General features: G+C 34.5%; 15 protein-coding genes. 6 read left to right on the top strand and 9 right to left on the bottom strand.

Annotation, left to right across the window (positions count from 1 at the left end):
* Positions 1-2: 2 nt before the first annotated feature.
* The 5 genes from NH26_RS12895 to rpsO all read right to left on the bottom strand — a co-directional run bounded on the left by NH26_RS12895 (position 3) and on the right by rpsO (position 9,110).
* Positions 3-1,040 carry a polysaccharide lyase family 7 protein gene (locus NH26_RS12895; RefSeq protein WP_044225768.1) on the bottom strand — a complete coding sequence of 346 codons (1,038 nt, stop codon included), beginning with the start codon at positions 1,038-1,040 and terminating at the stop codon, positions 3-5.
* Between the two features lie 198 nt (positions 1,041-1,238).
* A complete protein-coding gene (locus NH26_RS12900; RefSeq protein WP_044225766.1) occupies positions 1,239-4,622 on the bottom strand; it encodes an Ig-like domain-containing protein in 3,384 nt (1,127 codons plus the stop codon).
* A 604-nt stretch (positions 4,623-5,226) separates the two neighbouring features.
* Positions 5,227-6,090, bottom strand: coding sequence for a sigma-70 family RNA polymerase sigma factor (locus tag NH26_RS12905; protein WP_044207596.1), 864 nt, complete (start codon positions 6,088-6,090; stop codon positions 5,227-5,229).
* A gap of 212 nt (positions 6,091-6,302) precedes the next feature.
* Positions 6,303-8,579, bottom strand: coding sequence for a polyribonucleotide nucleotidyltransferase (gene pnp, locus NH26_RS12910; protein ID WP_044225764.1), 2,277 nt, complete (start codon positions 8,577-8,579; stop codon positions 6,303-6,305).
* Between the two features lie 255 nt (positions 8,580-8,834).
* Positions 8,835-9,110 carry a 30S ribosomal protein S15 gene (rpsO, locus tag NH26_RS12915; protein WP_044225762.1) on the bottom strand — a complete coding sequence of 92 codons (276 nt, stop codon included), beginning with the start codon at positions 9,108-9,110 and terminating at the stop codon, positions 8,835-8,837.
* A gap of 359 nt (positions 9,111-9,469) precedes the next feature.
* On the opposite strand from rpsO, the gene NH26_RS12920 reads away from it, so the two are divergent.
* Positions 9,470-10,882, top strand: a complete 1,413-nt coding sequence (locus NH26_RS12920; RefSeq protein WP_044225760.1) for a methyltransferase RsmF C-terminal domain-like protein — start codon at positions 9,470-9,472, stop codon at positions 10,880-10,882.
* Between the two features lie 139 nt (positions 10,883-11,021).
* Here NH26_RS12920 and NH26_RS12925 read toward each other — a convergent pair whose 3' ends face one another.
* Entirely contained in the window at positions 11,022-11,390 is a 369-nt protein-coding gene (locus NH26_RS12925; RefSeq protein ID WP_044225758.1) for a MotA/TolQ/ExbB proton channel family protein, read from the bottom strand.
* Between the two features lie 572 nt (positions 11,391-11,962).
* On the opposite strand from NH26_RS12925, the gene NH26_RS12930 reads away from it, so the two are divergent.
* Together NH26_RS12930 and NH26_RS12935 are read left to right on the top strand one after the other, a co-directional pair.
* Positions 11,963-12,700 carry a sensor histidine kinase gene (locus NH26_RS12930; protein WP_071397166.1) on the top strand — a complete coding sequence of 246 codons (738 nt, stop codon included), beginning with the start codon at positions 11,963-11,965 and terminating at the stop codon, positions 12,698-12,700.
* The gene (locus tag NH26_RS12935; RefSeq protein ID WP_044225748.1) at positions 12,693-13,397 is read left to right on the top strand and encodes a LytR/AlgR family response regulator transcription factor; all 705 of its coding nucleotides are present in this window, start codon (positions 12,693-12,695) and stop codon (positions 13,395-13,397) included. Before NH26_RS12930 ends, NH26_RS12935 begins: the two co-directional genes overlap by 8 nt.
* 365 nt (positions 13,398-13,762) lie before the next feature.
* On the opposite strand, the gene nhaC is transcribed toward NH26_RS12935, so the two are convergent.
* From nhaC to dxs, 3 genes are all read right to left on the bottom strand, one after another.
* Positions 13,763-15,229 (bottom strand): Na+/H+ antiporter NhaC, encoded by a 1,467-nt coding sequence (gene nhaC / locus NH26_RS12940; RefSeq protein WP_044225744.1) that lies wholly within the window; start codon positions 15,227-15,229, stop codon positions 13,763-13,765.
* 166 nt (positions 15,230-15,395) lie between these two features.
* On the bottom strand, positions 15,396-17,192 hold the full coding sequence (locus NH26_RS12945) for a GAF domain-containing protein (protein ID WP_084812171.1): 1,797 nt from the start codon (positions 17,190-17,192) through the stop codon (positions 15,396-15,398).
* A 102-nt stretch (positions 17,193-17,294) separates the two neighbouring features.
* Positions 17,295-19,235, bottom strand: coding sequence for a 1-deoxy-D-xylulose-5-phosphate synthase (gene dxs, locus NH26_RS12950; RefSeq protein ID WP_044225738.1), 1,941 nt, complete (start codon positions 19,233-19,235; stop codon positions 17,295-17,297).
* A gap of 362 nt (positions 19,236-19,597) precedes the next feature.
* On the opposite strand from dxs, the gene leuC reads away from it, so the two are divergent.
* Genes leuC through leuB form a run of 3 tightly spaced genes read left to right on the top strand, consistent with a single transcriptional unit; the run spans position 19,598 to position 22,750 of the window.
* Complete coding sequence (gene leuC / locus NH26_RS12955) at positions 19,598-20,998, top strand: 3-isopropylmalate dehydratase large subunit (RefSeq protein WP_044225735.1); 1,401 nt, start codon at positions 19,598-19,600, stop codon at positions 20,996-20,998.
* 19 nt (positions 20,999-21,017) lie between these two features.
* Complete coding sequence (leuD, locus tag NH26_RS12960) at positions 21,018-21,614, top strand: 3-isopropylmalate dehydratase small subunit (protein ID WP_044225732.1); 597 nt, start codon at positions 21,018-21,020, stop codon at positions 21,612-21,614.
* A 47-nt stretch (positions 21,615-21,661) separates the two neighbouring features.
* Positions 21,662-22,750 (top strand): 3-isopropylmalate dehydrogenase, encoded by a 1,089-nt coding sequence (leuB, locus tag NH26_RS12965; RefSeq protein ID WP_044225730.1) that lies wholly within the window; start codon positions 21,662-21,664, stop codon positions 22,748-22,750.
* Positions 22,751-22,915 lie beyond the last annotated feature (165 nt).

A 22,915-nucleotide genomic window follows, 5' to 3' on the forward strand; every position in this document is an offset into this window, starting at 1 on the left:
TTTTATTGAGGTAAATATCCTTCTCCCAAGCTCGCTTCCCTAAACCACACTTCCGCGTAGGCACCATTAGCATATTGTTTCTGTATATCTCCTCCAAAAGAGTCCGAGCCTGTATGCCAAACTATGTTTGTATTAGGATCTTTTCCGTTCGTCTGATTATAGGCTCCTTGTTTGAAAATCTGCTTTTCTCCTGCATAAGCATCCTTCTTCTCTACGCCATCACGACCTAAAGATGCATATAACTCATGTATTTGATCAGGAATTTTATCATAAGTTTCAAATTCTGATGATAGCAAATTTTTAGTGAAGCGAACTGTCGGATGTCTTTCACTTTTAAAAGTTAGGTACATTATTCCTTTATAGACATTGACTTCATAAGAAAACTCCTCTCCCAAGGCAATTCCTTCTTTTGGTTCTTCAGGGTATTGATCTTTTTGATGTCCGACAACAGACATATCATATCCCCAAACTGCTTGAGAATAATCCCATCTTTTTCCATTATCGCCTTCTGTATTGATCTCATAGTTCCAAAAAATAGATCCTTTTTGATGACCAGGAAACTTTTTATAGAAGATCTTTAAAGGTTCATTTTCATGTCCTTCATCACTATGAATTTGGCCAATAACTACCGAATAAGAAGCAGCTACTCTAGCATCCCCTAATGTAGAAACATGTTGCACTTTTAGTGTTCCTGTCAGTCTTCCTCCTTCTTTAGGGTACCATCTTTTCTTTTCTCCTAACTCGGTTCTTGTATTACTAGATGTTTTTGATGTGATACCTGAATTAGGTGTTTTATATACTACCCAATCCGTATTTCCATCATTTTGAACATAAAAAAAGTCTTTCTTTTCAAATTTTGTTAGATCGTTTGATCGGGTTCCATCACCCAATAGTATTTTCCAATTCGACATAAAGGGAATTACATCATTAGGGTATTCTATTAAGTCAGAAGCTTCATCACTTATTTTTTTAGGATTTGATGAACACCCAATAAATAGAATGCACCCAACTAATAGAAACAGGTTGTTTAATTTAGTCATCTTTATTTGTTTGATTTAGATTCAGTAATTGATAGAGAGTTTCATTTCATATAATTGATAACTTACAAAAGTTTATTCACTTTTATTCTTTTTCAAAATAATTCTATAAAATTGGAGGCTTTAACAGTAATTAAAAAAGCCTCACTTTATACAAGTGAGGCTTCTTTTGTTACCAATAATTTGAAATTAAATTATCATTTATCTAATACTTATTTTCTTTCTAATATCTATTCCATTACCAAGTACTCTAATAAAGTATATACCTGTTCCAAGTCTTGAAACATCAACTACTGCTTTAGATGTAGCGTCAACTATTTGTTTTGATACAGGAATACCTGAAATGTTCATGATCGATACACTGTATTCTCCTTGAGGTAAACCTTTAATGTTTAATACCTTACTTACTGGCACAGGATATAATACCACTTCAGAATAATCAGGTAGAGCTACATTCGAGAATCTAGCTGCAGATAAAGTTCTGAAAATAATTTTATCCAAATTCCATTGCCAAGAACTTGATCCTGATGCAGTTACTTTTAATATATGCGTTCCCGCAGTTAATGAAATAGTACCTCCACTTAAAGCAGAATAACTATCCCACTGACCATTATTTGGAACATTAGTAACCGAAGTTTGACCGTCAATTTCAATTGTTATTTGTGCATCATTTTGAGGTGTAGAAATCAAATACTCAATAGAATATACACCTGTGGCAGGAACAACTACAGAATATTCTGTCCAATCTCCTGAATTTACCCAATTGATATTAGTTGAAGTTGTATTCACTCCTAATCCTGGACCACCCCAAGCAGCATCATTTATTGTACCTCCAGTTGAAGTAAATAACTCAGCTTCTACCGTAAATTCTTCATCTTCAACTATAATACTTGTCACAGTTACCATTGATGAAGCTGTAAAATTACCATCATTAGTTATTACAGTTATGGTAGCACTACCCTCACTAACAGCTGTAACAACTCCATTACTAACTGTTGCTACAGCATCGTTTGAAGAAGACCAAGTCACAGACTTGTCATCGGCATTTGATGGGCTTACTGATTCTACTAATGTAGCGTTACCTCCAACCGTTAAATCTATACTTGAAGAATTTAAAGTAACTCCAGTTACAGCAATTGGTTGAGGTACTTCGGTAGATGTTGGTGTGATCACGAAGTAATCCATATTCCATTCCCAACCATTTGTACCTGCTCCTTCTAATTTGATGGTATTAGAACCTGTCAAATTAATTTTATGAGTTGATTTAACTGAAGTGAAATTATCCCAGTTTCCAACATTAGGAACGGCGTCTGATCCAACTTCTACATTGTCAACATATATTTTGATTGCTGCACCAGATACTGAAGTACCTACAAAATACTCCACTTCATATTCTCCAGAAGCTTCAACATTATACTCTGCCCAATCACCAGTCTGATTATAATTTGTTGCAGTCACCCCGTTTACTGAATACGTTTCGAAACCACCATAAGTACCTCCTGTAGCCACAAATGATTCCGCTTCAATTACTAATCCCGTAGGTGGAGTAATCACATCATCTGCTGTACCAGTCACTAATAATGAAACTGACTCTCCACCTTCAATACTTGTTATAGTAATGTTTGCTGTTCCTTCTGACACAAAACATACAGATCCATTATTATCCACGGTAGCAACCGATGTATTGCTTGAAACATAAGATACCGTTTGATCTAGAGTAGTCCCATCACACGTTTCTCCAACAGTTTGAGTAGATAACTGTATACACTCATTTATTTTCGCCGATGTTACAGAAGATGTGATAACCACAGAAGGTGTTTCAGGAACACACACTTTTTCTGTAACAGTAATTGTGGCTGTTGCGGTAAATCCTCCATCTGAAGAAGTTGCAGTGATTGTTACTTCGCCCATGGCAACACCTGTTACTGTACCATTTGGAGAAACTGTAGCGATCGCTTCATTACTTGATGACCAACCTACAGATTGATTCGTTGCATCTGCAGGAGTAATTTCAGTACTTAAACTTAATACATCTCCTTCTTCTACATTACCAGCCAAAGGAGTAATTGAGATACCAGTAACATCAACAGTATCTACAGGTAGATCAATTACTGTTACTTCAATATGATCAGTGTGACCACCATCTTGTGCAGTAACTGATATTGTAGTTGTACCTGCTTTTAGAGGAGCAATCAAACCATTCGCACCTACAAAAGCGACTGAAGAGTTAGAAGACTCCCATAGTACTCTTTGATCTGTTGCATCCGCAGGAGTGAATATTGGATCAATGGTAATATCTTGTCCGACATTTAATTCAAGAGCAGTTTCTGTAATTTCAATACTTTGAACAGGGTTAGGAATAGCATCACCCACTACCTCTACTTTACAACGAGCAAAGAATTCTCCATCCTGAGTAATTACATCTGCAGTAACAATACCGCTTGAAATTGCACGGACTACACCTTCGCCGTTTACAGTAGCTATCATAGGGTTACTTGTGGTCCAAGAAACTGCTTTTTTCGTTGCATTTGCTGGTAATATCACGTGATCTAAATCAAATGTTTCTCCAGGTTGTAAAATAATTTCTTGCTCAGAAACAGTAACACCTTCCACTGCAACTACCCCTGTTTCAGGAATTACATTGTATAATCTTACCCAGTCGATTAAATAGAAATTTCTACCATTAGCATCGTCTAAATCTTCATCAGTTGGCCAAACATTCAATGCTGTCAACCAATCTTGTTGCTCCATGTTGATAATAATATGCTGAGGTTTACTTAAACCTGTTCCTTCAGTATATCCAAATTTATCCAATGCATCAAACTCTGTATAAACAGTTTGTACCTCTCCTTTTTCATCTAAGTAAGAGTGCTCATGACTTTTCATTGTTCTAACCCACTTACCATTGATATAATACTCAACGTGATTAGGGTTAACCCAATACACACCAATTCTTAGCCAGTCGTCATGCCATGAAGTTCTATCTTCTTCCCAATACCAAGTCCCTTTCACACCATGTTCATCACGAGGTTGATAATCTTGGAATGGATCTCTAATGAAAGTGTGATGACTTAAGTGGATTCTCTGATCTAACCAACCACCATCTTCTTGCACATTAGGATACGATTCTAACATATCCAATTCTTCTGTTTCATCTTGGCTGATCATCCAAATATTAGCGGCTAACATACAACTAGGTTGTCTTACTTTTGCCTCCATAAACATAGGATAACTGAAAGCTTTTTTAGATGATATACAACCCGTATAAATAATGTTTTGATTGTCTTTAGCTGCATGAATCACTAGATTTCCATCAGAAGTCCATACGTGATCTTTGTGATAGGAAGTCGCTGAAGGACCAGAGAAACCATTGATATACAACTCATTCCATCTGTCATCAAACTCTTCTCCTCGGTTCGAGCTATTAGATTCATAATTAAATCCATCTGATACAGGATCTAATTCCCAGATCATTCCATCAGGTAGATCTGCTGGAATAGGAACACCATCCCAATCATTTTGGGCATAAGTGTTTAAGGTGAAAAGGCATAGTGCCGAAATCACAAATAGTTGAAGTGTTTTCATAATAATTTAAGTAATAATTCATTCATTAATGGCAATAGTTCATAGTACGTTCAATTGCCTAAGGAGTAAAAAATAAAGTTGGGGAACCCAATCCATAACATGATGAGTAAATACAACATCAGATTACAAGTGGATATCTTACAGAAAATTCTCCTTTACATTTCAGTAAAATTCATAGTATTTACCATTTCATTTCAAGCTAGTTTCATTTATATCAATAGTAGATATGTCTCTAGCAACCAGATATAATTGATTAGCTAAATATCACAATACCTCTTGTTATATTGATGTATTATCACTCGATCAAAACTAAACAACGCATGAACAAAGGGTAAAAAAACTGAACAATAAAAAAACTCAAAAACCTGTATATCAACGATTTAAATAAATCTCAGTTTTATAAAAAACTAGATTTTAAAATCGTCTCAAAAAGAGTGATTATAATAAAATGAATGATGTACTTGGGTTATATTTTTATCAAAATCCTGATTTTTAAGAGGTTAAACGCTAACTAATGTGATAAAATTTAGGCATAAAAAAAACGACACATCTCCATTTTAAAGATGCGTCGTTCTTATTTCTTTTGAAACTATTATTCTAGGGATTATCCTAAATAAGGTTTCAGTGCTTTACTTCTTGAAGTATGACGAAGACGTCTAATCGCTTTTTCTTTGATCTGACGTACACGTTCACGTGTTAAATTGAATTTTTCTCCAATTTCTTCTAAAGTCATTGAATGCTCTCCGTTTAATCCGAAGTATAGAGTAATTACATCTGCCTCACGTTTTGTTAACGTTGAAAGGGCACGTTGTACTTCTTTACGTAAAGAATCATTCATTAACTCTGTATCAGGCTTCTCCTCCATATCGTTTTCCAATACGTCGTAAAGGTTATTTTCTTCACCTTGTACGAAAGGAGCATCCATAGATACATGACGACCAGAAATTTTCATTGTATCTACAACCTCGTTTGTAGTTACATCCAAAACTTCTGCTAATTCGTCCGGAGAAGGCTCACGTTCATAACGTTGTTCCAACTCAGAGAAAGTTTTTGAGATCTTGTTCAAAGAACCCACTCTGTTTAATGGTAAACGTACGATACGAGATTGCTCTGCTAGTGCCTGAAGAATAGATTGTCTAATCCACCAAACAGCATAGGAGATAAACTTAAAACCACGCGTTTCGTCGAAACGTTGGGCAGCTTTAATTAAACCCAAGTTACCCTCGTTGATCAAATCACCTAGAGAAAGCCCCTGATTTTGATATTGCTTAGCAACTGACACTACGAAACGTAAGTTCGCTTTTGTCAATTTTTCTAATGCAATTTGGTCTCCCTCACGAATTTGTTTTGCAAGAGTTACTTCTTCATCAGGTGTTAGCAGGTCAACCTTACCAATTTCTTGTAAGTATTTGTCCAGCGATTGTGACTCCCTGTTCGTGATCTGTTTACTGATCTTGAGTTGTCTCATCCGTTCTTTATTGTTAGAATTTTCTCACCAATTACAATAATATAAAAATAATTGATGACAAAACATTTATACTGAGTCAGTTAAAACCGCAAAAAGCGTGCAGTTCTATACATCCTACATTATTGACTATAAAAAGACATAAAAAGTTTAGTAAAACCTTATAATATTTTTAAATAAAACTTGGTTTTACTAAACTGTCTTTCAGTCTCTTATTATCTTCTGTTATAACCTCCTCGGTCATCTCTTCTACCGCCACGGTCTCCACCACGACGATCATCTCTTCTACCACCACGGTCTCCACCACGGTCAAAACTTCTTCTCTCACGTGGAGGAGGAGGAGTATAACCTTCTGGCATTGGAATAAGTGCTTTACGAGATAATTTGAATTTACCTGTTTTAGGATCGACCTCTAATAGTTTAACATCAATTGTCTCTCCAACGTTCAAGATACCTTCAACACTATCCGTTCTTTCCCAAGCGATTTCAGAAATATGTAGTAAACCTTCTTTACCTGGCATGAATTCGATAAATGCACCGAAAGGTTGTAAAGATTTAACTTTACCACTATAAGTTTCTCCAACTTCAGGTTGTGCTACGATAGCTTTTACTCTACCAATTGCACCATCCATTGCTTCTTTATCTACAGCAAAGAAACTTACTTTACCTTGGTTCTCAACTTCTTCGATTACGATAGTTGCACCAGTGTCTTTTTGGATCTCTTGGATCACTTTACCACCTGGTCCAATTACAGCACCAATTAAGTCTTGAGGGATCATCATTACAGCACTACGAGGAGCATGAGGCTTAAGATCATTTCTTGATTCTTTAATTACCTCATCCATGATACCACGAATGTGAGCTCTACCTCTGTTTGCTTGCTCTAATGCTTGTTTTAATACTTCGTAAGGAAGACCGTCAACTTTAATATCCATTTGACAAGCCGTAATACCTTTTTCAGTACCTGTTACCTTAAAGTCCATATCACCAAGGTGATCTTCGTCTCCTAAGATATCTGATAAGATCGCATATTTTAATTCACCTGTTTCAGGATCATTTTCTGAGATCATACCCATTGCAATACCAGATACAGTACCTGTGATATTCACACCTGCATCCATTAATGCTAATGAACCTGCACAAACAGTTGCCATTGATGACGAACCGTTTGATTCTAAGATATCAGAAACAATACGAATTGTATATGGATTTTCATCCGCTGGAGGAAGAACTCTTTCCAAAGCTCTATGTCCAAGGTTACCGTGACCTACTTCTCTACGTCCAGGACCTCTATTTGGTCTTACCTCACCAGTTGAGAAACCAGGGAAGTTGTAGTGAAGGATAAATTTACTAGTACCTGAAGCCATTGCACTATCCAACATTTGCTCGTCCATTTTAGTACCAAGCGTAACTGTTGTTAATGATTGAGTTTCACCACGAGTAAATAAAGCAGAACCGTGAGCTGAAGGTAGAACGTCTACTTCAGGAACAATTGGTCTTACTTCTTCTAAATCACGACCGTCTAAACGGTTTTTAGTGTTCAATACTAAATCACGAGAAGCTTTTTTCTCACATTTAGCAATGTAACGTTTGATAAGCGGTAGTTTCTCTTCAGTCTCTTCACCTTCAGGTAAAGCTTCTAAGTAAGCTTTTTTCACTTCTGTGAAAGCTGCTTTACGCTCAGTTTTACCTTTGATACCTTGAGATGCTACTGCATATAATTTATCATATAAAGCAGTGAAAACTTCTTCTTTCAATTCTTCGTTTTCTACATCGCCTACGAATTCTCTGAATCCTTCAACGCCTGCAGCTGCTCTTAATTCAACTTGAAGTGCACATTGAGTTTTGATAACTTCATGACCAACTTTAATAGCTTCGATCATTTCGTCTTCTCCAACTTCTTGCATTTCACCTTCTACCATTGTGATGTTTTCTGAAGTTGCACCGATCATTAGATCAAGTGTACAACCTTCCATCTGTGCTGGTGTTGGGTTTACGATGTATTCACCGTTTGCATCTTTAACTACTCTTACCTCAGAGATTGGTCCATCAAAAGGAATATCTGTGATTGATAATGCAGCTGAAGCAGCAAATGCTACTAATGCATCTGGTAATGCGTCTTGATCTGCTGAGATCATAGAAATCATGATTTGTGTATCATGATAATAGTCTGAAGGGAATAGTGGACGTATTGCACGGTCTACTAAACGAGAAATTAAAATTTCTCTGTCGCTTAAACGACCTTCACGCTTTAAGAAGCCACCAGGAATTTTACCTGCAGAGGCAAATTTCTCTTGATAATCTACTGAAAGTGGCAGGAAGTCCGCTCCTTCTCGTTTGTCTGGGTTAGAAACTACAGTTGCCAATAACATTGTGTTTCCCATTCTCAAGACAATAGAACCATCTGCTTGTCTTGCCATTTTGCCGGTCTCTAAACTAATCTCACGACCGTCAGGAAGGGCAACTGTTTTTTTAATCACGTTTTCAAACATCGTAATTGTGTTGTGTTTTTTTTTCTTTCTACATCTTATAGCAGGTATTCAAGGATCAGGTCCTACCTGCTGTCAAAATTCGGCTAGTAAAAGCTTTCTTTTTCCAACCCAAAAATTTAGTCATTTTTTCTACGGATTACACACCTTTTTGAATATATTTTTGAAAAAAATTAAACAAAAATGATGTAGTATCATATACGCAAAAAGGGAATTCCAAAAAATGGAATCCCCTGAGTGATACTTTTGTACCAAAAATTACTTTCTGATACCAAGCTCTTTGATGATCGCTCTGTAACGGTTGATATCTTTTTTAGCAACATAGTCCAACATAGAACGACGCTTACCAACAAGTTTCATCAAACCACGACGAGTTGAGTGATCTTTTTTGTTTTCTTTTAAATGCTCAGTTAAGTGTGAGATACGCTTAGTGAACAATGCAATTTGAGCTTCAGGTGATCCAGTGTCTTTCTCACCATCTTTGCTGTGTGCAGCAAAAATCTCTTTCTTATACTCAGGGCTTAAGTAATCCATAACCACAAATTAGTTTTGCGAAAAAACTTGAACTTCACGATAATAATCTCTTTTGACAGCGATACCGCGTGCCGAAATTATTTACACTCAATTCGTAGTATTTCGAATGTTAAACAAAATTTTCAGGGTGCAAAACTAGAGAACTTTTTAATAAAAAGCGAATAATCTTCAACATATCTGTATTCATTAACGAAAAAACACAATATTCGTATTCTGAATTGGTTAGAACTTAAGTTCAACAATAAAATTGTAAATCATTTGATCAAAATAAGAATAAAATAATCGCTAACTGATGTTACTATAATCAATGTTATGCTCCTTTATTTTTACCTTTGTAGATCAATTAAAAAATATAAAGAATGGCAAATAGATCTGAAAACCTTCCTAAAAAATTTACAGATAGGCTAAGTGGTCAACTTTCTGCTGAAGATTTCGAATCTTTTAAAGCAGCAATTGATGGTGATGTACCGGTATCTTACAGAACCAATCCATTTAAACCTGCAGATATTGAGTTTTCAGATACTACACCTGTTCCATGGTGCGACGAGGCTAAATATATAGCAAAACGTCCTTCGTTTGCTGAAGATCCACTTATTTTTGCTGGTGCTTATTATGTACAAGAGGCTTCGTCTATGTTTTTATGGCAAGCTCTAAAGCAACACGCTCCACTTGATAAAGACATTAAAGTATTAGACTTATGTGCTGCTCCTGGAGGAAAAAGTACTTTGATCAATTCTTTATTAACTGAAAAAAGTGTTTTAGTATCCAATGAGATTGTTGGTAAACGATCTCTTCCTTTAATAGACAACTTAGTTCGTTGGGGCAACCCTAACACGATCGTAACCGGAAGTTATGCCGAAAGCTTCTCTCAACTAAGAGAATATTTTGATGTAATTGTAACCGATGCACCTTGTTCTGGTGAAGGTATGTTTAGAAAAGATCCTAAAGCAGCTGGTCTTTGGTCACCTTCTTTAGTAAATTCTTGTGCGGATGTTCAAACGGATATTGTTAATCATATTCCAAGAGCATTAAAAATGGGTGGTTTATACATCTATAGTACTTGTACTTTTGCTCCAGAAGAAAATGAAAGACGTGTAGAACAAATTCTTGAAACAGGAGAGTTTGAACCTCTTGATATTGATCTTAAAGAAGAATGGGGAATTACCAAAATAGAAGTTGAGAAAGAAGGCGTTACAGCTACTGGCTATCGTTTCATCTTCCATAAAACAAAAGGTGAAGGACTTTTCCTTGCTGCCTTCAGAAAGAAAGGTGAAGAAGCAAGGACTCAAAAATTCAGCATTTCACCTAAAAAGATCAAATCTATCTTTATGGTAAGAAAAAGGGAATCTGAAGATCTAAGAAAGTGGATAAAAAATGGGAAAGATTTCGAATTTTATCAAGATGATAGAGAAGATGTGTTTGCTATTCCTTCACATATGGTCCAAGATTTCAAAATCTTATCCGTGAGTCAGAAAGTGAGACATCAAGGAATTAAAATTGGACGTTTTAATAAGAAAAATAATCAATTGATTCCTGATCATGAATTGGCGGTTTCCAATATTGCTGCGGAAGATATCCCTAGACATGATGTTGAATATCGAGATGCTATCAACTTCTTAAAGAAACAAGAAATGTCTATGCGTTCAATTCAAGGGGTAAAAGGTTGGGCAATCATCACTTATAAAGGATTAGCTTTAGGTTGGGTGAAAGCGTTACCGAATAGATTGAATAACTATTATCCTTCTGAATTGAGATTGAGAAAAGATGTTTAAGGAGATAATAACTAATAACTAATAACTAATAACTAATAAAGATAAAACTGTATCTAGTTAATTATGTTATCGTTATAAAAGAAAAAACACAAGTATTTTAATTGATACTTGTGTTTTTTTATTTACTAGAAATTGAGTGTTATTTAGATTTTTCTGTGGCTTGAATAATAATAGCTGCTATTCTAGATATTAAGAAAATGATAAAACCATAAAGTGTTGTAATCATTGATACTTTAATTCCTCCTGCCAATAAAGCCATGGGAACATCTCCAGCAGCTTCAATAGCTACTAATGCTCCAAAAATACCTACTAACTGCCCTAAAATGCCGGTTACAAGGGCTAATGTCCCTAATTCTTTCATTAATGAAAATGACTTTTCAGGTTTAAAAACATTATTTCTCACCTTTAGTATTCTCATTACCATAAATACAATCATTAGAATACCTATGATAGATAGCGTATTCATAAATTCTAAACCACCCCAATAATAAAGTTCTCCGATGTTCATACTTAACGTTGTTTGATGAATGATAAATTAATGATTCAAACTTACCGTATCGAATTAGCAATAAATTAAATCATCGGTGTAAAGTCCTTTTTTATCTTTATTCTACTGATTTTTATAGACTAATGATGATTGATCAAAGTATTCTATAATTTACAGACTAATTTGATAAGACCATCTACAAAAAATGTAGATTCACCGACAAAATACACTTCTCATAGTATATATTTTGATATTTGTATATGATCAAAGAAAAGATAAAATCAAACTCACTATTACAGAAAGTAATTTTTGAAACCACTTACTGGGGAGTGATGTTTATGATATCATGTCTATTTTTAGGACATTTCCATCAAGACTACTTCAATACATTTCTGTTTTGTGCATTTTGGTTCCCTTTCACTATTGGATTTACATTTTACGTTAATAAGGTATTGATCGAAAAATATCTTTATGCAAAAAGGTACGGTAAATTTATTCTCTACCTTCTCTACTCTATAATAATTAGCACCTACATCCAAATACTTCTCATCTTAGGTTTTCTCGTTATTCTTGCTGATCTAAACTACGATAATATGAACCCTATAATTGATGATTTTTCTGTATTATGGTTCGTACAACTATTTACAACAGCCATGTATTCTTTCTTTTATCAGGTGAAAGAAGATCAAAAAAAGAAAAAAACTATTTATCAATTAGAAAAAGAAAAACTTGAAATTGGTTTTCAGTTAAAGGAATTAGAACTCAACACTTTAAAAGATCAAATTCATCCTCATTTTTTATTTAATACATTAAATAACATCTATGGTTTAGCTATTGAAAAATCAGATGATTTACCTCAAGTACTTCTTCAATTAAGTAGCTTGTTAGACTATTTAGTGTATCAATCCAAAGAAGAAAAAGTGACTTTAAATAAAGAAATAAAAGTTTTAAAAGAATACATTGCTTTAGAACAACTTCGATTAGACAATAGATTGTCTTTTCAATTTAAACAACAAGACTTTGATGAAAGTATAAACATCATCCCTTTTCTTTTATTTCCAATGATAGAGAATGCTTTTAAACATGGTATTAAGTCCAATACAGAAAATGCCTTTTTACACATTCAGACAGAAATTATAGAGGATATTTTTGTGTTTAAAGTTAGTAATAGTAAGCCGTCTAATGTATCAAACACTTCAAAACGTGGTACAGGGCTTGAAAATTTACGAAAACGACTATCCCTATGTTATCCAAATCAACATCAGTTAGAAATAACAGAAGATAAACAACAATATACAATTCAACTAAGCCTTCATTTAACACATGAGTAATTATAAAGTATTGATTATAGATGATGAACCTATTGCTAGACGTATCATCAAAAACTTTTTATCACAAGTAGAAGGTTACGAAGTGTTAGCAGAAGCTGCTGATGCTAAAGCCGGTTTTACTGAAGTAATGAAGAATGATATCGATCTCTTGTTCTTAGATATAGAAATGCCTGAAATATCTGGATTAAATTTCTTGAGATCATTGGCTCACCCTCCTAAAGTGATTATCATTTCTGCTTATAGAGAATACGCTGTAGAAGGGTTTGAATTAAATGTGATTGACTACTTATTAAAACCCGTGGCTATAGATCGTTTTAAATTAGCTCTCGAAAAATTTGAATCTTCTTTAGAGACTTCATCAAAAGGCATTGAACAATTAAAGAACGATTACTTATTTATCCGTTCAGACAGAAAGCATTATAAAATCAACTATAATCAAGTTACATATATTGAGAGTCAATCTGACTACTTAATTATACATGGAGAAAAAGAGGAAACCTGGAAAACAAAAGACACTATAAAGCATATTGAAGAGAAACTTCCTCCCCAGTTTTTAAGAATACATCGTTCTTATATTGTCAACATGGATCATGTTACTGCACTTAATAGAGAATTGGTCGAAATAAAAAAAGAGATGCTCCCTGTAAGTAAAAGCTTCCGAGAGGAAGTCATTAAAATTTTTGAAAAGGGAAGTTGATCATTTAAGAGGTGAATAAAATAAAAAAGGTCTAAAAACAAAAAAAGCTAGCTGAAGCAGCGAGCTCTTTCCTGTTAAACCTAATTTTATTAACCCATTATCAATCAAAAACGTTTAATGTTTTTTAATCTTTAATGTCTTATCTGATGTAAATGTAATAAAAAGTTTATTAATACAAACACTTTACAGGTGATTTTATTTACAATTATTTAAAATATATGACTTTTTGATACAAAAAAGCGTTAAAATCCTATTCCTGTGATGTATACTTTTGACCTAAAACTCAAAATAAATCATAAAAAAAGAGTACTATCATCTATTGATAGTACTCCTGTTTTAGCCCTAAAACTTGATATAAGTTTTATTTATTTGACTTCCTTTTTATCTCCAATCCTACTAATTCTAATTTTAAAAGCAGCGAAGAGTAAAGTCATTATCGGACTCAATATATTAAAGAAACAGAAAGGTAAATAAGCAACCGTTGCTACTCCCAACACCGAAGATTGTGCCACTCCACAAGTATTCCAAGGTACAAGTACAGAAGTTACAGTTGCAGTATCCTCTAAGGTTCTACTTAAGTTTTCTGGAGCAAGACCTTTTTCTTTAAATGCCTTAGCATACATTTTGCCTGGTACAACTATAGATAAATATTGGTCTGATGCTGTAAAGTTAAAAAAGACACATGTTCCTGCTACCGAAGCAAACAAACCAGTTTCAGAAGTCACTTTACTAATTATTGTTGAAGTAATTTTCTCTAACATTCCTGATACCTCCATCGCTCCACCAAAAGCCATTGCAACAACAATCAACCATATAGTATTTAACATCCCTGCCATACCACTAGATCCTAATAATTCAGAGACAATATGGTTATCAGATTCTATAGAAAATCCTTCATACATAGATTTCATTCCTACATAATAGAACGACTTCCATCCTTCTTCTAAACCTTCAACACCTTGTGAAATAACAGCTACTGCTTTAGGTTGAAATAAAATACCAATAACTGCTCCTGCTAATGCACCGATAAATAATGCAGGCAATGCGGGTACTTTCTTTACAATCATCAAAACAACTACTGCAGGAACTACAAATAAAACTGGAGAAATATAAAACGATTCGTTCAATGCTGTTAATACTGATTGTACATCATCTTGTGATATCTCAGCACTATATTTAAATCCAATAATTAAGAATAATATAGAAGCAATAGTAAATGAAGGTACAGTAGTAAAAACCATATAGCGAATGTGTGTAAACAAATCGGTTCCGGCTACTGCTGGTGCTAAATTCGTTGTATCTGATAATGGAGACATTTTATCTCCAAAATATGCTCCACTAATAATTGCACCTGCAACTAAACCTTCTGGCATATTTAACGCTTTACCAATACCAAGTAGTGCAATACCTACGGTAGCAATTGTAGACCATGAAGAACCCGTGGCTACAGATACAATTGCACAAATAATAATGGTTGCAAATAAGAATATAGAAGGGTTTAGTATTTGTAAACCATAATATACCATCGCTGGTACAATACCACTTAATAACCATGCTCCTGATAAAGCTCCAATCATTAATAGTATAAGAATAGATGACATTGCTGCAGATATACTGTTGACAACTCCATCTAATAATGTTTCAAAAGATATTTTTAATCTGAAGAAAGCGATTAGTCCCACTACTGCTGTGGATAGTAAAAGAGCAATTTGATTAGAACCATCTAATCCAGCATCTCTAAAAACTACTACATTAAGTCCAAGTAAAAAGACTAAGAAAATAATGGGTATGATGGAGTCTAAAAATGATGGTTTTCTGTGTGTTATATTCATAGTTGTTTGTTTAAATAGTTGCAATGCTACTATTTATATCCTCGTAATTTGATTTGTCGATTGTAAAACTAACAAAAAGGGATGTGAATACAATTCTTATTGAAGATCGTATTACATCCCTTAAGTTTTAATGATATAATTTTTGTTAGAGCAAATTGAAAAAATCTTAATTTTCTATATTTTCATTAATAATCGACTCTAATTCTTTAACTCTCTCTTTCTGCTTATCTAGTTCTTCATTCAATTGGATCACCACTCTAGACGTATTCATATCTGCAATACTAGAGGCTATTATTTCTGATATATTCTCTAAAAATTGGATTTGATATTCATCAAAAGTTTTGAATGAAGAAATCTCTAAAATACCGTACATTTTATCTGCATAAATGAGTGGTAAAATAATTAAACAGCTTGGTCTTGCACCTCCCATTCCAGAAGTAATATTAACGTAATCATCAGGTACATCTTCTATATACAACATCTCTTTTTCTTTGTATACCTGACCCAATAACCCTGTTTCTAAGCTGAATTTTCTCTCATCATACCTCTTTTTATCATAGGCATAAAGAGCCACTAATTCTAATTGTTCCTTTCCTTCGTATAAGTCTCTTAATAGAATAAATGTACCTTGACTTGCCTCTACATATGATATGGTATTTCTCAATAAATTATCATACCACTCCGATTCAGCATCAAATTTATCTCTAAGTAACTGAGCAAATTTAGCCATACCATTTGTTACCCAATTTCTTTTATATTCTAATTCCTGAACTTTTTGGAATTGATTTCTCATTTTAATCAAATCCAATGCTAAAGGTTTTTTATTGTATTTTTTGTTGTATAACACATCAACCTCCCCCTCACTTACCTGATGAGAAAACTGATGAGCGGCTTGTAATTGAGCATTGACATCACTTAACAAAGATGTGATATCTGCTACTTCATCATGTTCAATTTTAGAGGCTTCTTCAAGCTCTTTTATCGATTCTCCTGCTACTAATTTTTCAGCAAATACTTTTAAGAAAGTAAACCTTTTCATCAAAACATTAGAGAAACGGAATACAAACCATGAAAGAATAATTGACTGAATTAGAAATATGGATAGGAAAAGAATCAATATCCATTGTAAATACTGTTCATTAGAAGAAGATACATTTTCTGATAAGTTCAGTAATCGAGACTTTGTTTTTTCTTGAATATCATTGACTGATTTCATTAATCCGGCAACACCACCTTTACCAATTACTTTAAACAAATCAGCTACTTTATGCATTCCAAATTGATATGCGGCAAGACTTGCTCTTACGTTTCGCATATCTTGTTCTGTCAATGTATTTTTTGAAGATAGATAAGTTGTTAGTAGATCTTTTTCAAACTCATCCACAGCTTCATCAAACATTCTTAAATATTTCTGCTCTCCTCTTAGTAAAAAATCTTTTTCGTGCCTTCTTAAAGTCAATAATAAGCCGAGATTATAATTAATCTCCATCTTTTCGATTTTATGAGCTTTGCCTCTCATATTACCAATCATTCCCCAATCCTTAAAGCCTAGATCAAGGTATTTTCTCATTAAAAAATCTTGTTGAGATTTTAATTGCTCTAAATCTGTTCTTAAATATTCTAATTCTTTCGCCCTTTCATCATTCAAATCATCCATTTTCTTTCTTACTTCTTCTACAGTAAAAAGGGCTGAATCTAGTAAATTTATGGAACGAACAGTATTGGTACTTTTTCTATTTTTATAGAATTCAGCACTATTTAAATCATCTAATAAAAAGTTTTTAAAATAGATTTCTGATTCAGTATAAATAGTATTACACGCTTTAAACTGTTCGTTTAGGCTATTCGTTTTTATCAAAGACCTTGTACCAAAATATACCACAGCAAGGGTAATCAATAACAAGGCGGTATTGATAGAGAATAAAAGTAAAAGTCGGAAACGAACGGTCTTGTGAATTATCATACTTCTTGATCTAATCTGCCTCAAAAAAATAAGGACTGCTAAAAGCTTTGCTTTTAAAACAGTCCTTACTTCAAAAATATTGCCTTAATGCTTCAAATGATGTTATTTTTTTTGTAAAATCACTTCCGCTTTTTGTACATTCTCAGATAATTCGACTACTGCATTAAAGATTCCATCATGATCAAAACCAGCTTCAGCATGTAGTTCAAGTTGCTCTCCATGTTCAATTATTGTATCAGGAATACCTAATCTTACTACTCTTTTGTTCATGTATTGGTTATCCATCATCCATTCTAAAACAGCCGAACCAATACCGCCCTGAAGACATCCATCTTCCACAGTAATAATTTTATCGTATTTATCGAATACTTCTTTTAATAAATCATGATCCAACGGCTTTGCAAAACGCAAATCGTAGTGACCAGGATTTAATCCTTCTGCTTGGAACCTATCTCTTAGTTGAACCACATAATTACCAATGTGACCAAAAGTTAGAATGGCCACTTCTTCACCTTCATGAACTGTTCTACCTTTACCTACTTCAATAGTTTCTAATGGAACTTTCCATTCTGGCATCACTCCCTGTCCTCTTGGATATCGAATACAGAAAGGAGACGTTCTATGCTGTTCTGCTGTTTTCATCATATAACGTAATTCCGCCTCGTTCATTGGTGCCGCCACCACTAAGTTTGGAATACATCTCATGAAAGCAATATCATAGGCCCCGTGATGTGTTGCTCCATCTGCTCCTGCAAAACCTGCCCTATCAAGACAGAAAATTACAGGTAAATTTTGGATACAAACATCGTGGATGACTTGATCGTATGCTCTCTGCATAAATGACGAATAGATGTTACAGAAAGCAATCATTCCTTCTGCAGCTAATCCGGCAGCAAAAGTAACAGCATGCTGTTCGGCAATACCCACATCAATAGCTCTATCTGGCATAGCTTTCATCATTATATTTAATGATGAACCAGAAGGCATTGCGGGAGTAATACCCATTATTTTATCGTTCTCCTTGGCCATTTCCAAAATAGTTTCACCAAATACAACTTGGTATTTTGGAGGCTGTGGAGCTGTAAATGTCTTTTTCTTGATTTCACCCGTAAGTTTATCAAACTTACCAGGCGCGTGCCATTTCGTCTGATCTTTCTCTGCTAAAGCATAACCTTTACCTTTTACAGTAACTGCATGAAGAATTTTAGGACCAGGGATATTTTTTAAATCATTTAATACATGTACTAAATGATTCATGTCATGACCATCCACAGGGCCAAAATAACGTAACCCTAATGCCTCAAATAAATTACTTTGTTCTAATAAAGCTGATTTTAAAGCATTTTCTGCAGAGGCTACCGCTTGTCTAGCATGTGGACCGATTTTCTTGACCTTTCCTAACATATTCCACACTTCATCCTTCAGTTTATTGTACATCGGAGAAGTAGTGATGTCTGTTAAATAATCTTTTAAGGCACCTTGATTAGGATCGATGGCCATTCTATTATCATTTAAGATAATAAGAACATTGGCATCTGATGCACCCGCATGGTTCATTGCCTCGAAAGCCATTCCGGCTGTCATCGAGCCATCACCAATTACAGCAATGTGCATTCTATCATGCTCCCCTTTTTCTTTAGAGGCGATTGCCATTCCTAAAGCAGCACTTATTGATGTAGACGAGTGCCCCACACCAAAAGTATCAAATTCACTTTCGTCTCTTTTAGGAAAACCTGATAGTCCTCCATATTGACGGTTAGTGTGAAAATTATCTCTACGACCTGTTAAGATTTTATGATTGTAAGCTTGATGACCAACATCCCAAACTATACGATCATAAGGAGTATTGTATACATAATGTAAAGCAACAGAGAGTTCGGTTACTCCTAGGCTTGCACCAAAGTGCCCACCATAGATAGAAACATTGTCAATAATGAACTCACGCAATTCATCACATACCTGATAAAGCTTCTCTAATGGAAGTTTTCTCAGATCTGAAGGATCATTAATATTTGCAAGAAGTTCACCTGGCTCTATAAGCATAACTTTACCGTTTAATTTCTAATTTTTCTTAGTCTGAAATCGTAATTATATAGTATAACGAGTTTTATAAAATTACATAGTCAACTAAATTTGAGATCGCTAACTTGAGCTAGCTCACTTTAGCTATTCTTAAACTTAAACAAATTTCTTAAAAGAAAACTCAATCTTGTTAGTAATTGTTTTATATAATAAGCAGTTTAAGTATAAGCGACAAAAATAACACAAAGATCACTTTGTTTATCAATTAGGACTTAAATAGTTCTAAAATAGTCGAAAAATACAACAATAACTAAAAGAAAATCAGAATTAATAAAACTGAATTTCATTTTTTATAGTCGGAATAAGATTAAAATATTAAATATATGAGCAGTAACAAACCAAGAACACTCTTCGAAAAAGTGTGGGATAGTCACGTCGTCCAAAGAAAAGAAAATTACCCAGATGTACTTTACATCGATACACATTTCATTCATGAAGTAACCAGTCCTCAAGCATTTAATGGTCTCAGAGGTAGAGGAATTGAACTTGCACGCGTTGACCAAACTTGGGGTACTGCTGATCATAATGTACCGACTAAAGATCAACATCTTCCTATTAAAGAGGCACTTTCTAGACATCAAGTAGAAACATTACACAAAAACTGTGATGAATTTGGTGTGAAGTTATATGGCTTAGGACATCCTTTTCAAGGTATTGTTCACGTTATCGGGCCTGAACTTGGTGTAACACAACCAGGGAAAACTATTGTATGTGGTGATTCTCATACATCTACTCATGGTGCCTTTGGTTCTATTGCGTTTGGAATCGGAACATCACAAGTAGAACAAGTGATGTCAACTCAGTGTACTCTTCAGAACAAACCTAAAGCAATGCGTATTGTTGTAGATGGTGATTTACAAGAAGGTGTTACTGCAAAAGATATTGTATTATATGTTATTTCTAAACTTTCTGCCTCAGGAGGTACAGGTTATTTCGTAGAATTTGCTGGTTCAGCTATCAGTCAATTATCTATGGAAGGTAGAATGACAGTTTGTAACATGAGTATCGAAATGGGTGCTAGAGGCGGTATCATTGCTCCTGACCAAACTACTTTTGACTATTTAGAAGGAAGAGAATTTTCTCCTAAAGGCGAAGCTTGGGAAAACTCAGTGAAATATTGGAAGTCTCTACCTACTGATGATGGAGCTACTTTTGATGCAGAATATGTTTATGATGCTGCTGATATTGCTCCAATGGTTACTTATGGTACTAACCCTGGTATGGGTGTAGGTGTTGATAAATCAGTTCCTATTCCAGAAAGTGAATCAGATAAAAAAGCCTTAGAATACATGGGTCTTCAAGAAGGAGAATCTTTAATTGGTAAGCCAATTGATTATGTATTTATTGGTAGCTGTACTAATGCTCGTATCGAGGATTTAAGAGCTGTTGCTGAATTCGTGAAAGGCAAAAAGAAAGCAGATGGCGTAAATGTTTGGATCGTTCCTGGTTCTAAGCAAGTAGAAAAACAAGCAATTGCAGAAGGTTTAGATAAAATCTATGCTGAAGCTGGTTTTGAACTACGTGAACCTGGCTGTTCTGCTTGTTTAGGTATGAACGAAGATAAGGTACCTGCAGGCATGTATTGTATTTCTACATCAAATAGAAACTTTGAAGGTAGACAAGGTCCTGGAGCTAGAACTTTATTAGCTTCTCCTCTTACTGCGGCCGCTGCAGCAGTTTCCGGACATATCGTCGATGTTAGAGAACAATTAGCCACTGTTTAATCCCAAAGAAAAAATTACCATGAAATATATAAAATCAACTTGTGTTCCTTTAAAAATAGAGAACGTAGATACTGATCAGATTATACCTGCTCGTTTTTTAAAAGCGACTACTAAAGAAGGTTTTGGTGATAACCTTTTCAGAGATTGGAGATATGACAAACAAGATCAACCAATCGCTGACTTTGTTTTGAACCAAGATACTTACCAAGGTGAAATCTTAGTAGCTGGTAAAAACTTTGGCTGTGGTTCTTCTAGAGAACATGCTGCTTGGGCTATCGGTGATTATGGTTTTAAAATCGTAGTTTCAAGCTTCTTTGCTGATATCTTTAGAGGAAACTCATTAAATAATGGTATCCTTCCTTTAATTGTTTCTGAAGAATTTTTAGCAGAACTTTTTGCTGATATCAAAGCAAACCCAGCTACTACTCTAGAAGTAGATTTAGAAACACAAAAGGCATGGATCTCAGGTAAAGAAGATAACAAACAATCTTTTGAGATCGATGAGTATAAAAAAATGTGCTTGATAAATGGTTACGATGATATCGACTATCTATTAAGTTTAAAAGAGGAAATAGCTAAGTACGAATCAGAAAGACCTTATACTTTTAATGTATAAGTGAAATGATTCAACAATAGGGAACAAACTTCAAAAATAACAGAACTATGAACAAGAAAATAACAGTGATTGCCGGTGATGGTATCGGATTAGAGGTAACAGGCATCACTCAAAATATATTAGAAATTATTGGTGAGCGTTTCGGACATCAGTTCGAGTTTACACCTGCATTAATTGGTCATGCTGCCATCGAAGCTACAGGAGAACCTTGTCCTCAAAAGACAATTGATACTTGCCGTGCTACTGATGCTGTTCTTTTAGGTGCAGTAGGTATGCCTATGTATGATAACAACCCTAACTTAAAAGTACGTCCTGAACAAGGTCTTCTTAAAATCCGTAAGGAATTAGGTTTGTATTCTAACATCCGCCCAATTAAACTTTTTGATGAGTTATTATATACATCATCAATTAAACCAGAAATTCTACAAGGTTCTGATATCATTTTCTTCCGTGAATTAACAGGTGGTATCTACTTTGGTACTCCTCGTGAAAGAAACGAAGATGGAACTGAAGCTATCGACACACTTCGCTACTCTAAAATGGAAGTAGAAAGAATTGCTCGTCAAGCTTTTGAATCAGCAATGACTCGTCGTAAGAAACTTTGTTCAGTAGATAAAGCAAATGTATTAGAATCTTCTCGTCTATGGAGAGAAACTGTACAAGCTCTTTCTTCTGAATACCCTGAAGTTGAAGTAACACATATGTTTATCGACAATGCAGCAATGCAATTGATTCGTGATCCAAAACAATTTGATGTTATCGTTACAGGTAACATGTTTGGTGATATCCTTACAGATGAAGCTTCTCAAATTGCTGGTTCTATGGGTATGTTACCGTCTGCTTCGGTAGGTAATGAGATTGGTCTTTATGAGCCAATTCACGGTTCTGCTCCAGATATTGCTGGAAAAGGTATTGCCAACCCTATCGCATCAGTATTATCAGGTGCATTATTATTAGATATTTCATTTGGTCTTAAAGAAGAAAGTGATGCTATTATTGGTGCAGTTGCTCAATTCTTAAAAGAAGGCTATAGAACTTTAGATATTGCTACAGATGAAACTCCAGAAGACAAACGTATGAATACGGCACAAACTGGAGAAAAGTTAGCTGAATTATTGGCTTCAGTAGCAGTATAATATATACTATCAAAATCCAACAAATTAACATCAATCCTAACCATTCATTTGGTTAGGATTTTTTTTATATAAATACATTTCATCGAAATACAATATCATTTTACCCCCTCCTGACTAATTAATTTTAGAAAAATCTTTATTGGGAAGTTCTTGACCTTTTTTCGG

The organism is Flammeovirga pacifica, assembly GCF_000807855.2.
Lineage (GTDB): Bacteria > Bacteroidota > Bacteroidia > Cytophagales > Flammeovirgaceae > Flammeovirga > Flammeovirga pacifica.

Excerpts from the sequence above, each read along its gene's own strand:
- NH26_RS12895 (WP_044225768.1), bottom strand. The coding sequence starts at position 1,040 with ATGACTAAATTAAACAACCTGTTTCTATTAGTTGGGTGCATTCTATTT.
- NH26_RS12900 (WP_044225766.1), bottom strand. The coding sequence starts at position 4,622 with ATGAAAACACTTCAACTATTTGTGATTTCGGCACTATGCCTTTTCACC.
- NH26_RS12905 (WP_044207596.1), bottom strand. The coding sequence starts at position 6,090 with ATGAGACAACTCAAGATCAGTAAACAGATCACGAACAGGGAGTCACAA.
- pnp (WP_044225764.1), bottom strand. The coding sequence starts at position 8,579 with ATGTTTGAAAACGTGATTAAAAAAACAGTTGCCCTTCCTGACGGTCGT.
- rpsO (WP_044225762.1), bottom strand. The coding sequence starts at position 9,110 with ATGGATTACTTAAGCCCTGAGTATAAGAAAGAGATTTTTGCTGCACAC.
- NH26_RS12920 (WP_044225760.1), top strand. The coding sequence starts at position 9,470 with ATGGCAAATAGATCTGAAAACCTTCCTAAAAAATTTACAGATAGGCTA.
- NH26_RS12925 (WP_044225758.1), bottom strand. The coding sequence starts at position 11,390 with ATGAACATCGGAGAACTTTATTATTGGGGTGGTTTAGAATTTATGAAT.
- NH26_RS12930 (WP_071397166.1), top strand. The coding sequence starts at position 11,963 with ATGAACCCTATAATTGATGATTTTTCTGTATTATGGTTCGTACAACTA.
- NH26_RS12935 (WP_044225748.1), top strand. The coding sequence starts at position 12,693 with ATGAGTAATTATAAAGTATTGATTATAGATGATGAACCTATTGCTAGA.
- nhaC (WP_044225744.1), bottom strand. The coding sequence starts at position 15,229 with ATGAATATAACACACAGAAAACCATCATTTTTAGACTCCATCATACCC.
- NH26_RS12945 (WP_084812171.1), bottom strand. The coding sequence starts at position 17,192 with ATGATAATTCACAAGACCGTTCGTTTCCGACTTTTACTTTTATTCTCT.
- dxs (WP_044225738.1), bottom strand. The coding sequence starts at position 19,235 with ATGCTTATAGAGCCAGGTGAACTTCTTGCAAATATTAATGATCCTTCA.
- leuC (WP_044225735.1), top strand. The coding sequence starts at position 19,598 with ATGAGCAGTAACAAACCAAGAACACTCTTCGAAAAAGTGTGGGATAGT.
- leuD (WP_044225732.1), top strand. The coding sequence starts at position 21,018 with ATGAAATATATAAAATCAACTTGTGTTCCTTTAAAAATAGAGAACGTA.
- leuB (WP_044225730.1), top strand. The coding sequence starts at position 21,662 with ATGAACAAGAAAATAACAGTGATTGCCGGTGATGGTATCGGATTAGAG.